Below are 15,413 nucleotides of genomic sequence, written 5' to 3'. Positions count from 1 at the left end.
ACTGTTTTCTGACTGGCCATGCAATATTATAGTTTATCCTAGTGGTGTTCTCTTCCGTATTAATCCGCCTCCTATCGATGTACGCGCACGTTGACTAAAGTAAATCAGTTAATAATGTGTCGCTTACACCTACATATCTCGTTCGCGTAGCGTCCGCCGTGCGGAATCCGTCTCGTTGAGAACGTCGAAGAGTTGATATTTAGAGTCCAAACATCGTATTTTAGCACACGAGCGACTAATTTTTCATCCTCTAGTTGCCAACTGCTCTGCCAACGTGGCGATGGCTCAACATTTTGGTAGCCTCCACGATCGCACTCCCGCTAACGAGTTGTACGGTAAACGATCTCTAAAATACTTCAAGCCGAAAGCTATGCCGTATATAGTATTTGGTTTATAAACGAGTAATTTAATTTCTTGAGAATCGATCGTGTGACACAACTTGGGTATACTTAGCATACAGATCTGCAAGTTTGGACGCCACTCCTACTCGACAGGGCGGCGTATGTCTTACCTACTTTAATGAACCGCCAACACTCGTTGATGGTAAGGCACCAGAGTGGATGAGCAAAAAGCTTCGGTCTGCTACCATAGCATCGATCGATTAGAGCTAGCACCCCTTTCCCTTAGGACTAATACTAGAACCTCAAATGAAAAACTTTCTTAGAATTGCTGGTTTAACAAGCTTCTCGTTAGGTCTGAGCTTATCAGGTGAAGTTGTCCGAGCAACTAACTTGGGGATAGATCCCATATTTCAAAGTCAGTTTCAGATTACAGAATTTGCCACAGGTTTAGATTTCCCCACTGGTCTGGTACAACTTAAAGATGGTTCGCTGTTGGTGGGCACCACTCAGGGTAGCAATTTTTTCGATGCCAACAGTACAGGTCAGCTCGTGCGACTTCAAGATACCAACGGTGATGGTGTTGCTGAAAAAACGATCCTCTATGACGGAGCAATCGCTGGCAATAAGTTACCAGGAGGAATTAGCGGAATTCGCGCTGTCAATGACTACTTATTTGTCACTAGCTTCGATCGCGATCGGATTTCAGTATTCCAGCAAGGAGCCAATCTTAGTGCTAATTCCTTGGTTTTCAAGGGATCTCTGGACTTTACCTTTCCTGCCAATCGGTACCAAGCCACTTCGTCTCTGGCAGTTCGTCAAACTGGAATGAATGAATTTGACCTGTTCTTTAATTTAGGTGCTGCTGTAAATAATCTCGCAACTCCACCTAATTCGATCTCCATCAGTGGCGTAGGGATCGCGCTTCCGCCGACAGCTCTCACCGGAGATTCTATTTATAAACTGCCGATTACGACTGGCTCAGGTCTGACTATTGGAACACCTACTTTGGTTGCTACTGGATTGCGGAATGCTGCCGCGCTGGAAGTTGACAAAAAAACAGGCGATCTGTACATTGGTGAAAATGGCATTGATAGCATTACCAATGTAGCACTTTACCAATCTCTCACTGCTGACGAGCTGAATCGATTAACTGCTGCTCAGCTTGATGAGAATTTAGTTGTCGAAAATTTTGGTTTTCCTGCCTATGGGGAGAAGTATGGTTCTCCAGGTACTTTTGTGAATGGAGAAGGTCAAGATGTCAGCATCAACTCTAGTTTCATCAAGCCACTGACAACTTTTCAGCCCATTTCCGATCCAACAATTCCAGGTGCCGAGAGTACGGGAGTTGCTACGTTAGCTTTTGCACCGACATCATTCCCTGATGAATTAAATGATGGCTTATTTCTAGGTTTCTTTGGTCGTCTTGCCTATGAAGATGGCGATGACCTCAAAAATCCTTTGGTTTACTACGACTTGGCAACCAATTCATACTCTCATTTTCTAAGTACCAATCGATCGGGCGGAAGCTTTGGTCATTTTAGTAGTTTACTATCTACCCAAGACTCACTGTTTGCGACAGATATGGGTGCTGGATCGGGATTACTATTCTCTTCTCCAGGTTTAGGACTTGGCAAGGTTTACCAGATTCAAGCGACTCAGACAGCTCAGGCAGTCCCCGAACCATTTACGATCGTGGGGACTCTCATCGGTGGTACGGCAGCATTACGGATGAGAAAGAAGCTCAAAGATGGTAACAAAGCTTAGCTCGATTAGTTAAAGCACTAGCAAAGTTGGATAATTTTAGTAATGACTTCAATTGTCTATCTGGTGCTTTATTTTAATATACTTGTTATCGCGATCGAGATGGTCATCGATCGATTAATATTCAAAATCGTCATTTGAATCCCGTCTTTCCAATCGTCTCACGCGACGGTTTAGTAATCTATTTTTACGTTGAACTTCTGATAACTCAAAATTGAGATCGTCCGCATAGTTACGGAGCGGAGTAAAACCATCTCGAACTATCAGCATCACGGCACCTTCAATACTATTGACTCGGTTCCGTAAGTCATGTATATCTTCCCGCAAGGCATTGTCATTCTGCTTCATAGCAACTATGTCCTGCTTCATGGCACTGACATCCTGCTTCAAGACACCGATATCCTGTTGCATCACATTCATCCCTTGTTGCATCACGTTCATGCCTTGGAGCACTTGGTGCAACTGCCCCTGAATTAGATCTAATTTTTCTTCAGACATAGTGAGCTGCTGGGACGATGATAGTCGGTCTAGTCATTATTCTAGCTTAGTGGGCGATCGATCGCCTTACACAAATCTGCTTGGGATGTATAGCAATCGTAAATCAGAGCCTTAGGTATCGCTCCTGATGCGTTACGGCTGGTGCCTAACACTACATCTAGACAACTGCTCATTTAAGATTGCTTATTATCGATCGCAACCTGATAAATTTCTATCTCTAAAAAAATAGGATGAAGTTAAGTAAAACTCAACCTCATCCTATCTATAGAAGTCAGAAATAAATTGTTATTCGACTGAAGAGCGATCTTCTAAAATCTCAAAAGAATTGACATTTAAGACCTTCCCGATCATTGCTAGAGTCATCACATCGTCATTTAATGTGCCTTGAACTTTGACGTGCAATCCGATCTTACGTAAATCGCGCGGACAATCCAACAATTCGTAAGTAGTCCCATCCTCAGTTACTAGTGCCCAGGCACCAGTACCAAAACCTTTGTGCTCAATGCCACCAACCGCTGTAATCATACTGTTTGAGAATCTCCTCTCGCTGCGAACCTTGCCAAACCAAAACATAACAATCCATTTAGCACCAAGAAACTGCGGGCAACCCCGCCATCACCCAATAACCAAACGCTGGGAGCGACTGCTGCACTAACCAACAGACAAGCCGCCACGCCCAAACTAGTACCCACGGCAAACCATTTTGCTTGAGGAAGCGACCAGCAGACCACTAGTAATGTTAGCGGAATTAGGACACTGGCGAACACTGGATTGAGAATACTGTTACCTGCGATCGCATTTCCCACTTCAGGGATCGAACTACCTAATAGGCGAAATGGTGCCTGTGGCAGATCGAAGATGTAGAATCCCTTGAGGAAGAACAACCCACTGCTCCCAGCGATCATCCCGCTCATTAGCGGCAATCCGAAGGGGACGTAGGCGCGGATCAAGAAGGCTAATAGATAAGAACCCAATACCATCGCAAGTTTCGGCAATAATGCGATCGCACCACCATCAATCCAGAACCGGAGATTGAGATAGCCATTATCGCGCAACCAGCGGAAGAAATCATTGAAGGAGATTTTGCCAGTTTGGGCGAGTTTGACAGCAGATGCCGCGTCGAGATGTCCGGCTCCGTAGAAGTTTTGGGGGTCTTGCTCGATTTTGCGGACGGATTGCTGGAGGACGGCAAATACTTCCTCTGGTGCGATGACACCTGTGGATTTGATTAGTGCGGCGACACCTGCGACGTGGGGAGCTGCCATGCTCGTACCTTGGAAGCCGATGATAATCGGTGTATTAGTCTCAGGATCGATCGTTTCTTGCCAGATCTTGCTACCATGTCCGCCACCTGGAGCGGCGATGTCTACACCCGCACCATAGTTAGAAAATTCGGCGCGTTCGCCTTGAGCGTCGGTTGCACCTACGCCGATGACATGGGCGTAACGGGCGGGATAGGATGCGGAATTATTGTTTTCATTGCCAGCGGCGGCGATGATGACGACACCTTTACGATAAGCATAGTCGATCGCGTCTTTCATCACTTGACTTTCGCCACCACCACCGAGGCTCATATTGATCACATCGGCTTTGTTGTCAGCCGCGAATCTAATCGCTTCGGCAATATCACTAATCGTCCCGCCACCACTGCCTGACAAGACCTTGAGCGGCATGATTTTGGCTTCAAAAGCAATTCCGGCAACACCGTAGTTGTTGTTGGTAGATTGGGCGACAGTGCCTGCTACGTGAGTACCATGTCCGTTGTCATCGTCAGCATTGATTTTGTCATTGACAAAATCATAACCTTTGACAAAGTCGGTCTGAGCCAAGTCGGGAACTTTGCTGACGCCTGTATCGATAATGGCAACGGTTACGCCTTTACCGCGATTTTGTTCCCAGGCTTGTTCGGCGTGGATGTTGAGCAAGTGCCACTGCTTGCTATATTGCGGGTCGTTGGGCGCAACCGAAACATGATAGATATAATTGGGTTCGATCGCTTCGGTAGCTTGACTCAAGCTCGACGCTCGTAGTTTATCGAGTAATGCCCGATCGCCTGTGACTGTATATGTCTGCTCGGACTGCGAAAATTGACTATTGAGGCGTGGTGTGAGCTGATATTGTCTACTCAATACCTGCAACTGGCGATCGATTTCAGTGGCTGAAATATTCTCTTTGAAGTCAATAACTAGGGAATCAAATTCTCCCTTGGTTGCCAATCCTTGGAAGTTAAAGATGGCAAACCCTATGCCTAAGCAAAATAAGCACAAGACCAACAGTTTCCGCATATACAGCGATCGCTCTTTACTCAATTAATATCCTCAGCATAGCTCAACATTTTGATTTACGCCTTAATTAGGCTTGAGGCTTTAGGTTTTAGGTTTTAGGTTTTAGGCTTTAGCGTAGGGAGTGAATGGTGGATAGTAGATGAGATGATAAGGTGTTTGCGGGCAAGCGTTCTAACCCCTAATACCTAAAGCCTCAAGTCTAATCCCTACCCTCTAACCAGTTGCCTAATTTTCTCAACTGTCTCCAGGTAGTCGCGATCTTTGCCTTGTTGGCGGTAGAGTTCGGCGGCGGTGATGTAGCTGTCGATCGCATTTTTGCGATTGCCGAGTCGATAGTGGGCAAAACCTCGGCGGCTATGAGCGTCAGCATCAGAGCGGTTGAGGGCGATCGCGCGATCGTAATCTTGCAATCCACTTCGACACCGATCGAGCGCGCAGAGGGCAACTCCCCGCCCGACATGAGCAGATGAGCTGTAGGGATCGAGCGCGATGACGGCATCGAAGTCGGACTTTGCACCGCGCCAATTGGTGAGGCTATTGCGGACGCTACCCCGATGGAGATAAGCTTCAGGATATCGCGGCTCAATCGCGATCGCTCGGGTATAGTCTGCCTCTGCACCCTGCCAGTCTTTGAGTAGAGTGCGGGCAATTGCGCGCCGAAAATAGACTTCGCTAAATTGCGGATTCATCGCTAAAGTGCGATCGTAATCGGCAATTGCACCATGATAATCACCTTGTTGCGACTTGTTTCCTGCCGTGATAAAAAAATCATCGGCGGTGGGTAGTGACGTGCTGAGGGCTGGCAATTTCGTGCCGAGATCGAGATTTAGTTGACTGGCAATCTGGACAAAAGTATCGATCGAAATTGCCAAACCACTAACTGGTTTAACGCGATTAACGCGAACGACTTTAATACTAACAGGATCGATCGTCCCAATACTCTTACCATTAATTCCCACTAGGCTTCCCACTTCGTCAAATAAGCCCCCGCCACTCATTCCTGGTAAAATTTCCGCCCCGCCAATGGCTAATCCATAGCCACGATCGTGAGCTTGACGACCGATCGCCACCATTGTACCAGGGTAAAATTTCAAGGACTTGCCCCGAAATCCGATCGCCAAAATTGGCTGTCCCTTGGTGAGGATCTGGGAATTGCCCAGTGCGGCGACGACATATTCACGATCGCTTTCAAAGGTAATAGTAGCCAGATCGATCCGATTGGGGGCGAGTTTGACTGCACGCGGATCGATCGGATACTGTTGGCGATCGGGTGTGATGATATTTACTGGAGAACTGCCCAGATTGTTGACTACATGTGCAGCCGTGAGAATAGTATAAGTCCTCCCCCTGCGCTGGATTATCACTCCCGAACCTTGGGTCGAGCCAGTTGCGATCGCAACAATTTGTAGGCGCAACCGATCCGCACGGTTAGCGGCAGTACTTAACAGGTGCCCAGAATTGGTGTTTTCGCTGGGACTTGCCGCGATCGATCGTCTTGAGGTAGTTAATTCGCATGGGAGCGCAATACAGATTCCTAAGAGTGAGGCAATGAGATGTTTGGGCATGAAAAAGTGGTGATAATAAGTACGATCCGATGACTCAGCTACTCAATTGCGATTCTTAGCAGTTAAAGTAGCACAGGTCGATCGTCAAAACTCACCCAACTCCAAACACAACCGCAATATAGCGATCCTAAATTCAGAGCTTTAGGATCGAATACTGGTGCTCATGTGGCTCATGCCTAACATAGCCTACATCAACCTAGCTTTTCAGTTAGGATTTCGAGCAAATCTATAAGCCTCTATCCTCTACCCCTAAAACCTAATACCTAACACCTCAAGCCTAGTGACTATTGTCAGCAACCGTACCAACGTAAGATACTAGAGATCTATCGATCGAGATCGCCAACCATGACCGAACCTACTGACAACCAGACACCCATCGACACCGAAGCACTCCTGCTGATGTTGCGGCGCAAAGAAAGCAACTGGGTAGAATGGGGCAAAGCTTGCCAAAAACTGCAAAAAACCGGACTCAATCCCCAAGAGATTTTTGAGGCGACTGGATTTGAACCGATTCAGCAAAATCAAATCATTGTCGCTGCCCAGGTATTCGACAGTATGATGAGTGTCGGCATCGCCCCCGCCACCCAAACTCACTATCAGCGCGTGGGTAGCGATAGCCTCTACGAACTTCGCATTCTCTCACAAGCAGATCGAGCGGTTACCGCTGACTACCTGTACAACCGCAATATTGACTCAGAAGGCTCCAAGGAAGTCGCCAAGGCGTTTAAAGAATTTTCGTATATGCGCCAGCCGCCGGAGGGTTTTACCCACCATCCAGGTGATGCTGTTGCTTATCAGTATTGGCGATATGTCAAGCAACAAACCGATCTGACGGAAAAAACCCGCCTGATCGCGCGTGGACTGATGTTCGCTCACAGTCAGAGTGCCCGCAACCAGATCGAAAAACTCCTGATCGCGCTATCTGCACCACCCCAACGGACTGCACCAGCACTACCGATTTATCGGTTGGAGGCAGACGAACAAATGCCCCGCACAATCCCAGTGGCTGGGACATTTCCGATCGCTAGTAGCATCCTCGCCTCCGTACCCAAAATTGCCGCCACCAGTTCGTTCCAAATCGTGCGCCAGAATTGGGAAGGTGGCTGGGTGAGCTTCCCAGGTTGGGGCGTATTATGTAAAGCCGAAGATCCGATCGCGGTGATTGGCGAACGTGGTAATCTACCGATGAAAATTTCTAACGAATCACCAGAAACGATCGTCATCCTCGATCGCAATGTGACTGAGTGGAATGAATTTAACTACTTTGCGATCGATCGCGATGGACAACTGGCGATCGAATGGTTTGATACGCCTCCCAGTGTCCCTATTCTCGCTCAATTAGTCCTGGTCATTCATCCCAAACGCCCGATCGATCCTGACAATCCGAAGGACCTGTGGGAACTGGAGGATTAGGTTTTAGGCTTTAGGGGTAGGATGGTAGTGGCTCGACACGACTAAAACTGTGGGCATTCAGAATCCTGAAAAATACAACCAGTAATATTTTAAGCGATCGCGTTACCCACAGTTTTAGTCGTGTCGAGCCAGTAGGGTGGGCACTGCCCACCATCCAGATTTTCGGCTATCTCTAGCCAAGAAATATTTACGCTCACTTACTGTTTTAAGCTTTACCCCTTCCCCAACAAATCAATACTATGAACGCTAGCCAATCAACCTCACAAAAATCAGCCATTAGCGCACAATGATTATAAAAATATACAATTTGTTTGTTTAGTTACCAACGCAAGGATTTTTAGTCGTTAAAATGAGTACATGCTAGTTAAATTTATAAGTGTGCTGTGGATTGACTGAGCGTCCAAACAGCGCACATCGGTGTACTACCTCTTTTCGGCGAACTATCCCAAATTATTGGAGATTCAGTATGTCATTATCCAAAGGTGTAGAAATCCATCCGCTGATATCAGCCAAAGCGGGGACGATCGAGTTTTATACTCCGCAAGCCAGTCATGAAACGATGTTGGTGCAAATTCCGCCCCAGACGATCGATGACATGTACGTACACAAATATCAAACCGATAAATTAATGGTAGTGCGGGGTGAATTCATCTTGGTGATTTTGCACAATGGTAAATATCAATATATTCCGCTGAGCGATCGCGAACCCAAAGTAGTAACTATTCCCCCGTTAGTGCCTCATTCAGCGATCAACATCGGGGATGAACCATGTATGTTGATCAATGCCGTCATTCGTCACGCTCAAGCTCATCCCCATGATTATCGACCACTCAAAGCACCCTTTCCCTACGATCTGACTCAGGCAACTCAATTATTAGCCAGCCAAGGTTACTCGATCGCGGCTTAAATTTAGTGACTGAGGATCTCTCAGTTTTTAGCTGTCAACTGATTTAAGTATCGCTCGATCAACACGATCGCCACCACATCGTCGATCGGGCGAGGTGGTTGACGCATTCCTTGAGGAATGAGTCTAGTCAAAAAATTAGCTGGATACATCTGCCAATAGCGATCGCGTGCTTCTAGACTACTATAGCGTTCGTCAATTAGAGAAATCGGTAGCTGAGGAAAAGCTGTAGTTAGTTGTTGTTGCCATTGTTTAGAGGTGGTTTGGTTGCCCATCACAATCCGACTGACGTTATACTGCAAACATCGATCGCCAATTTGGGCGATGACTTGTGCTGTTAGCAGTACTTGATGGCAGAGTACGACGCGATTGCCATCGATTACTGCCATGCCACATTTATCCTTGCCTGGATCGAAGCCTAAAATTGTTTCATTTGGAACCATTTGGTAACTAGCCAGTCTTATTTCAACTATTATGCTCGATCGCATCCGCTCCATCGCCACCAATCTCGCACCCAGACTGATCGAAATTCGTCGCCACCTGCACGCACATCCAGAATTGAGCGGACAGGAATACCAAACTGGGGCGTATATTGCTGGCGTATTGTCAGCGGCGGGATTGAAGACTCAAGAATCCGTAGGTAAAACTGGGGTAGTGGGAGAGCTGGCGGGTGCGGGAACAGACGATCGCCTGTTGGCAATTCGGACGGATATGGACGCACTCCCGATTGTCGAACGGACGGGATTGCCATTTAGTTCCCAGAACCCAGGGATCATGCACGCTTGCGGTCATGATGTCCATACTACTGTAGGCTTGGGTACAGCCATGATCCTGGCGGAGTTGGGGGTGGCATTACCAGGGACTACTCGTTTTATCTTTCAACCCGCCGAAGAAATCGCGGCTGGTGCAGCCTGGATGGTCGCTGATGGGGTGATGAAGGAGGTTGATGGTATTTTTTCCCTGCATGTGTTTCCATCGATTCTGGCGGGATCGATCGGGATTAGATATGGAGCTTTGACAGCCGCTGCTGATGACTTGGAGATCTCAATCCTGGGTGAGTCTGGGCATGGTGCTAGACCGCATGAAGCCGTAGATGCGATCTGGATCGCCTCGCAGGTGATTACGGGGCTTCAGCAAGCGATTAGCCGTACCCAGAACCCACTCCGACCGATCGTGTTGACAATCGGCACGATTAGCGGCGGACGCGCCCCCAATATTATCGCCGATCGCGTGGAGTTGTCTGGCACTGTGCGATCGCTCCATCCTGAAACTCATGCGACACTCCCTGGCTGGATCGAGCAAATTGTCACCGATATTTGTCGGACTTATGGTGCCAAATGTGTCGTGAATTATCGGCGCGGCGTCCCCTCCGTCCAAAACGATCTCGCCCTCACCCAGATCCTCGAATCATCGGCTAGAGCCGCCTGGGGCAGCGATCGAGTCCAAATCTTACCAGAACCCTCTCTGGGCGCGGAAGACTTCTCTGTATACCTGCAACATGCCCCTGGGACGATGTTTCGATTGGGTGTCGGTACGCCAGATACCAAGAACCATCCCCTACATCATCCCCAATTCATGGTGGATGAGTCAGCGATTATTACAGGGGTAGTGACGATGGCATATACGGCATATCAGTATTGGCATCATCCGCGCTAAGTTGCTATCGAAATAAACGAGAGATCTCGATCGAGATCTCGGGGAAAGCCAGGGGTGAAATAGTACCGCTGTTGAGACTGATTTCAGCACGATACCCATTGGCGGTGAGGTTTCTAAATATCTTTAACTCAGAGGTTTGCAAGTTCATCACCCAATATTCCGAGATACCCGCCTGGGCATAAAGCTCTCGCTTGGCACCTAAATCGTTGATGAGAGTTGTATTCGCAATCTCGATCAGCCAAAATATATCATCTGGTTGTGGATGGCGATCGCGATAGAGAGTATCGGGAGCTTTGATAATGGCGATGTCGGGTTCTGGTTCCGAGTCGTTGGGTAAACTAATTGGGTGCGCCTCACTGATTTCGGCTCGCTCTCCCAAGATCGTGCGGAGATACTTTGCCGTACCCCTACAGCAAAAGGCATGAGCGATCCCTTCTGGTACCATCTGAATAATTGCTCCATCCATCAACTCTACCGAGCGGTCGTCCAATAGTCCAGCTTCAATCATCTTGTGGTAGTCATCAAGACTCCACTTGGCAGCGATAAGAGTCATCAGTTCTTTCCAAATCACCACATTAATTGTAACAACATGGGTCTAACGCTGGCGCAAATAGATCGATTATTATTAGAATGGCAGCAGAAGGGTGATGCAGCCAATCAAAATTTACTGGATTTGTACGATCTGTCGGCTTATCAACGCTTGAGTGGAATGGGGAATCCACCGCGCAATGTGACTGGAATTACCCAGCAGCAAGCAAGTACCGCACTAACAGCGCTCGATCGATTATTTGAGTATCTAGAACTATTCAATCACCAGCTCGATCGAGTACAAAAGTTGCGGCGCGAGTTACCATCGTTATTTATCAGCGATCTTCAGTTGGATGCGATCGAGCATCTATTGGTAGGAACATCGATCGACTTGCCCAATCTCCAGATTCCTCTAGCTCAGCGAGACTTGAGCGGTGCCAACTATCAGAATCGATCGGTTTCCCTCCCAGAACTAATGGAGCGGATGACGATCGCTTTTGCAATTGCACGAGATACTTTTGTCGAGATGGAGACGGCATGGACAGAGCTAGAATCAAAGTTAATTGATACTCATCGATCCCTAATCGAGCTGCAACAATTAGCTCAAAATAATCGAGTGGCTCTACCAGCTTCACTTCTGACTGCTCAAACTAATTTTGCTAATCTACAATTAGAGATCGATCGCGATCCGTTAGGTATAAATCGAACTTTTACTCAAGAATGGACACCACTAATTGCTAATATTCGGCATGAAGTAACAACCGTCGCCCAGCAATATCAACAATTGCAGTCTGATTTTACTACTGCAAAATCTAGCCTCGATCGATTGTATCAACTAGATCGAGACTCACTTGACTCAGCTACTGCAAGTCAGTCAAAAATCGTGCATGGTTTACCAATCGCCTCACCTTTACCTGCTGAAGAACTAGTCGAATTAGCGCGATGGCTGGAACGGTTGGCTGTCAAGTTTGAGTCGGGGATGATTGCACCCGTGCGAGTGGGATTGACAAACTGGATGAGTAAAGTTCGCGCTTACACCATCGTAGCTGAAGCTACGGCGATCGCCAATCACCAACCACTCGCAACCAGACAGGAGTTGCGCGGGCGGCTGGATGCACTCACAGCCAAGGCTCTAGCCAAGGGACAGGCTGAAGATCCAGTATTAGTAGATCTAGCTACCGAGGCGCGTCAAGTCCTCTACAGCAGCCCCACAGACCTCAATCTGGCGATCGATCTCGTTAGGAAGTACGAGCGGCAGCTCAATCACCGCTTGGCGTGTTAATTTTCTTGGCGATCGAGAATTTGGGAATTGGCGATCGTGTTATAGCTAGTTATGGATAGTCACCTTGTCCTCAATCCTCACTGACAGGTCGATCGGAGTTGCGATCGAGTTGAGGATGGAGCGCGCGTGAATCTGATTTTATTTGAAATTTTATTTAATTATGACCACATTTGAATCGATCGCCAAACCGAAGTCTAGGCTCTGGTTAGCAGCAATCAAACCGCCGATGTACACTGTCGCGATTATGCCGATCGCGGTGGGTTCTGCTGTTGCCTATGCTCAGGTGCAGCCGCTAGGTACCAGTTTTGATATCAACATTTTTGCAACTTTTTTGGTATCCGCGATCGCGATTATTGCTTGGCTAAATATCAGTAATGATGTGTATGATAGCGATACTGGCATCGATATCAATAAAGCTGAATCAGTCGTGAATTTGACTGGCAATCGCAATCTGATGTTTTGGTTGGGAAATGTATTTTTACTGTCAGGTATTTTAGGGATTGCGACTATCTCTTGGTGGCAGCAAGATCCAACAGTTGTGATGCTGGTTTTATGTAGTTGCTTCCTGGGGTATACATATCAGGGGCCACCATTTCGATTGGGATACCAAGGTTTAGGTGAAATAATTTGTACGATTTGTTTTGGCCCTTTGGCTGTGAGTGCGGCTTATTATAGCCAGACGCAAAGTTGGTCGATCGCCAACTTGATGGCTTCCCTAATTATTGGTATTTCGACCAGTCTCATTTTATTTTGTTCGCATTTTCATCAAGTCAAAGATGATTTAGCCGCTGGTAAATTGTCACCAATTGTCAGAATGGGGACAAAAATGGGGGCACAAATATTGCAGTGGAGTACCGCAAGTATTTATGTCTTGACAACAATCGGTATCGTTACCAAGCTATTTCCGATCGCGACACTATTAGTATTTTTGAGTCTGCCATTGGCAATTAAATTAACTGACTTTGTGAGCAAATATCACGATTTACCAGAACGAGTTCGTACCTGCAAATATCTGGCCGTGCGTCTCCAATTTGTCAGTGGGCTATTATTAGCTGCTGGTTTTTATTTAGCTTACTAATATCTATCCACAAGCGTGGATAGGATTGCTATCGCGATCGAGTACATGTTGTATCCTGTCACAATCCCGATTAAGATAATTACCATCACAATCAAAATACACTTTTATGTTACCTAGAATCTCACTGTGGACGGGACTAATTGGGTTGGCAGTTACGATGCCTCTACTGCCGACTATCGCTGTTGCTAGGACTGCTGGGGAGGTCTTGGAAGCCGATCGGACACTCACTGAAGTGACGATTGCCAGACGGGTACAAGGGACGCGGGATTACTTTGGAGCGGCGGCTCAAAAATACCAGCGAGGCGATTATCCTGGCGCACTAGCTGACTACAATCGCGCCATTAAAATCAATAGTAGAAGTGCCAATGCTTACTACAATCGCGGCTTACTCAAAGCAACTAAACTTCAAGACGATCGCGGGGCCTTGGCTGACTACGATCGCGCCATTCAACTCAAGCCTAATTATGACGCTGCCTACAACAATCGCGGCAATCTCAAAGCCGAAAAGCTGCAAGATTATCAAGGTGCCTTAGCTGATTACAATCGGGCAATCCAACTCAAGCCGAGTAATGCTAACGCTTACTATAATCGCGGAGTGCTAAAATATACTTTCTTGAACGATCGCGCTGGTGGTATTGCCGATCTCCAGCAGGTATCTAGACGCGCCCGAAAGCAAGGTAAAACTCAAGAATATCAAGCCGCGATCTATTTGCTCCAAGAATGGCAACAGACTAGTGAAAGGTAACCAGAAGATCGCCGTTAGTTGGGCGTTACCAAATTGAGTAACGCCACCCTTGAGAAACACACCGATCGAGATTCACCTAAAATAGAACTAGCAATAGCAATAATTTCCCAGCTAATCGAGTTGGGATGTCAATATGAGCGATCGCCTCAAGCAGCTAATCACACCCCATATTCAAGATCTAGGTGGCGTTCTCGCTCGTCGCTTGCTGCCTTCAGACACACTTGCGCTAGTCGGCCCCTTTATCTTTTTCGACCACCTCGGCCCTGCGGTACTTCCGCCTGGTAAAGGTGTCGATGTGCGACCGCATCCACATATTAATTTGGCAACCGTCACCTATTTATTTGAAGGTGTATTGTTACATCGCGATAGTGTTGGTAGCGTTCGCGAAATCCATCCAGGTGCAGTCAACTGGATGACCGCCGGACGCGGCATCGTCCATTCCGAGCGGACACCAGATGCCGCTCGGAGCCAAGCAGCTACACTGCATGGGATTCAAATCTGGGTCGCACTCCCCGCCGCAGATGAAGAAACAGAGCCTTCATTTTGGCATCATCCAGCCAGCGAGTTACCGATGTGGGAAGAGGATGGGGTATCGTTCACGCTGATTGCAGGTACTGCATTCGATCGGACTTCACCCGTCCAGATCTTTTCGCCGATGATTTATCTCGATGTGCAGCTCGCACCAGGAACCCAATTTACACTACCGAGCGACTATTCGGAACAAGCTATCTATAGTGTGACCGCTGGGTTGCAAATTGATGGGGTGGCGATCGCCCAACATCGCCTAGCTGTCCTCCATCCAGGCGCAGCAGTGTCGATCGCGGCGGAGAGTTCGGCTCGGTGTCTAGTCATTGGCGGCGAACCCGTTGGCGAACGCATCAAGTGGTGGAATTTTGTTTCCAGTCGTCCCGAGCGGATCGAGCAAGCCAAGCAAGATTGGCAACAGGGGCACTTTGAGCAGGTTCCTGGCGAAACCGAATTTATTCCGCTACCTGAAACACCCGCGCCTCAGGCACAACCGATGTAGAGTAGGTTGGGGTCTCTGGTGTTTGAATATAGCAGTCCTATTTGATTTGTAAGAATGTTGTAGGGTGCGTTACGGCTGTCGCCTAACGCACCAAAGATAATAGCTCACTCGAATCTATCTCATGAATCATTTAGGATTGCTAGGGAGCATCCCACTTTTTATTTAGCGATCGCAAATTAACCCGTTGAGGTATAGCAACCGCCAAGGCAGTTAGGACAGCACAGCGATTAAAATCGCCGCTAGTGCTGCAAAGTCCGCCTGTCTTGATGCGCTAAACCCTCGGGGAACCCGAGGAGCGCGCATCGCTACGCGGACTGAGATCTAGAGTGT

General features: G+C 47.7%; 14 protein-coding genes. 8 read left to right on the top strand and 6 right to left on the bottom strand.

Annotated elements, in window-relative coordinates; all coding sequences use genetic code 11:
• The first annotated feature begins 647 nt into the window (after nucleotides 1-647).
• Nucleotides 648-2,105 carry a sorbosone dehydrogenase family protein gene (locus ACEW9I_RS25030; RefSeq protein ID WP_373543051.1) on the top strand — a complete coding sequence of 486 codons (1,458 nt, stop codon included), beginning with the start codon at nucleotides 648-650 and terminating at the stop codon, nucleotides 2,103-2,105.
• 114 nt (nucleotides 2,106-2,219) lie between these two features.
• Here the strand turns inward: ACEW9I_RS25030 and ACEW9I_RS25025 are convergent, their stop codons facing one another.
• The 4 genes from ACEW9I_RS25025 to ACEW9I_RS25010 all read right to left on the bottom strand — a co-directional run bounded on the left by ACEW9I_RS25025 (nucleotide 2,220) and on the right by ACEW9I_RS25010 (nucleotide 6,450).
• Complete coding sequence (locus tag ACEW9I_RS25025) at nucleotides 2,220-2,600, bottom strand: hypothetical protein (RefSeq protein ID WP_373543050.1); 381 nt, start codon at nucleotides 2,598-2,600, stop codon at nucleotides 2,220-2,222.
• A 285-nt stretch (nucleotides 2,601-2,885) separates the two neighbouring features.
• Nucleotides 2,886-3,125, bottom strand: a complete 240-nt coding sequence (locus tag ACEW9I_RS25020; RefSeq protein ID WP_373543049.1) for a hypothetical protein — start codon at nucleotides 3,123-3,125, stop codon at nucleotides 2,886-2,888.
• The gene (locus ACEW9I_RS25015) at nucleotides 3,122-4,885 is read right to left on the bottom strand and encodes a S8 family peptidase (protein WP_373543048.1); all 1,764 of its coding nucleotides are present in this window, start codon (nucleotides 4,883-4,885) and stop codon (nucleotides 3,122-3,124) included. The genes ACEW9I_RS25020 and ACEW9I_RS25015 overlap by 4 nt, the downstream gene beginning before the upstream one ends.
• Before the next feature lie 206 nt (nucleotides 4,886-5,091).
• Complete coding sequence (locus tag ACEW9I_RS25010) at nucleotides 5,092-6,450, bottom strand: tetratricopeptide repeat-containing serine protease family protein (RefSeq protein ID WP_373543047.1); 1,359 nt, start codon at nucleotides 6,448-6,450, stop codon at nucleotides 5,092-5,094.
• 345 nt (nucleotides 6,451-6,795) lie between these two features.
• Between ACEW9I_RS25010 and raf1 the strand changes: the two genes are divergently transcribed.
• Together raf1 and ACEW9I_RS25000 are read left to right on the top strand one after the other, a co-directional pair.
• A complete protein-coding gene (gene raf1, locus ACEW9I_RS25005; protein WP_373543046.1) occupies nucleotides 6,796-7,863 on the top strand; it encodes a RuBisCO accumulation factor 1 in 1,068 nt (355 codons plus the stop codon).
• A 466-nt stretch (nucleotides 7,864-8,329) separates the two neighbouring features.
• Nucleotides 8,330-8,770, top strand: coding sequence for a dTDP-4-dehydrorhamnose 3,5-epimerase (locus ACEW9I_RS25000; RefSeq protein WP_373543045.1), 441 nt, complete (start codon nucleotides 8,330-8,332; stop codon nucleotides 8,768-8,770).
• Nucleotides 8,771-8,790: 20 nt separating this feature from the next.
• Here the strand turns inward: ACEW9I_RS25000 and ACEW9I_RS24995 are convergent, their stop codons facing one another.
• Nucleotides 8,791-9,210: a pre-16S rRNA-processing nuclease YqgF gene (locus ACEW9I_RS24995; protein WP_373543044.1), complete on the bottom strand. Its 420-nt coding sequence runs from the start codon at nucleotides 9,208-9,210 to the stop codon at nucleotides 8,791-8,793.
• A gap of 31 nt (nucleotides 9,211-9,241) precedes the next feature.
• Between ACEW9I_RS24995 and ACEW9I_RS24990 the strand changes: the two genes are divergently transcribed.
• Nucleotides 9,242-10,423, top strand: a complete 1,182-nt coding sequence (locus ACEW9I_RS24990; protein ID WP_373543043.1) for a M20 family metallopeptidase — start codon at nucleotides 9,242-9,244, stop codon at nucleotides 10,421-10,423.
• A 4-nt stretch (nucleotides 10,424-10,427) separates the two neighbouring features.
• Here the strand turns inward: ACEW9I_RS24990 and ACEW9I_RS24985 are convergent, their stop codons facing one another.
• On the bottom strand, nucleotides 10,428-10,976 hold the full coding sequence (locus tag ACEW9I_RS24985; RefSeq protein ID WP_373543042.1) for a Uma2 family endonuclease: 549 nt from the start codon (nucleotides 10,974-10,976) through the stop codon (nucleotides 10,428-10,430).
• 36 nt (nucleotides 10,977-11,012) lie between these two features.
• On the opposite strand from ACEW9I_RS24985, the gene ACEW9I_RS24980 reads away from it, so the two are divergent.
• The 4 genes from ACEW9I_RS24980 (at nucleotide 11,013) to ACEW9I_RS24965 (ending at nucleotide 15,083) form a co-directional block, all read left to right on the top strand.
• Complete coding sequence (locus tag ACEW9I_RS24980) at nucleotides 11,013-12,233, top strand: hypothetical protein (protein WP_373543041.1); 1,221 nt, start codon at nucleotides 11,013-11,015, stop codon at nucleotides 12,231-12,233.
• Nucleotides 12,234-12,393: 160 nt separating this feature from the next.
• On the top strand, nucleotides 12,394-13,311 hold the full coding sequence (gene menA / locus ACEW9I_RS24975) for a 2-carboxy-1,4-naphthoquinone phytyltransferase (RefSeq protein WP_373543040.1): 918 nt from the start codon (nucleotides 12,394-12,396) through the stop codon (nucleotides 13,309-13,311).
• Nucleotides 13,312-13,417: 106 nt separating this feature from the next.
• Nucleotides 13,418-14,056 (top strand): tetratricopeptide repeat protein, encoded by a 639-nt coding sequence (locus tag ACEW9I_RS24970; RefSeq protein WP_373543039.1) that lies wholly within the window; start codon nucleotides 13,418-13,420, stop codon nucleotides 14,054-14,056.
• Between the two features lie 133 nt (nucleotides 14,057-14,189).
• Complete coding sequence (locus ACEW9I_RS24965; protein ID WP_373543038.1) at nucleotides 14,190-15,083, top strand: pirin family protein; 894 nt, start codon at nucleotides 14,190-14,192, stop codon at nucleotides 15,081-15,083.
• The last annotated feature ends 330 nt before the right edge of the window (nucleotides 15,084-15,413 follow it).

It is taken from the genome of Chamaesiphon sp., from assembly GCF_041738855.1.
Taxonomy (GTDB): domain Bacteria; phylum Cyanobacteriota; class Cyanobacteriia; order Cyanobacteriales; family Chamaesiphonaceae; genus Chamaesiphon.
Note: the sequence above shows the minus strand (reverse complement) of the source record. Positions and strands in the feature narration are given on the sequence as shown.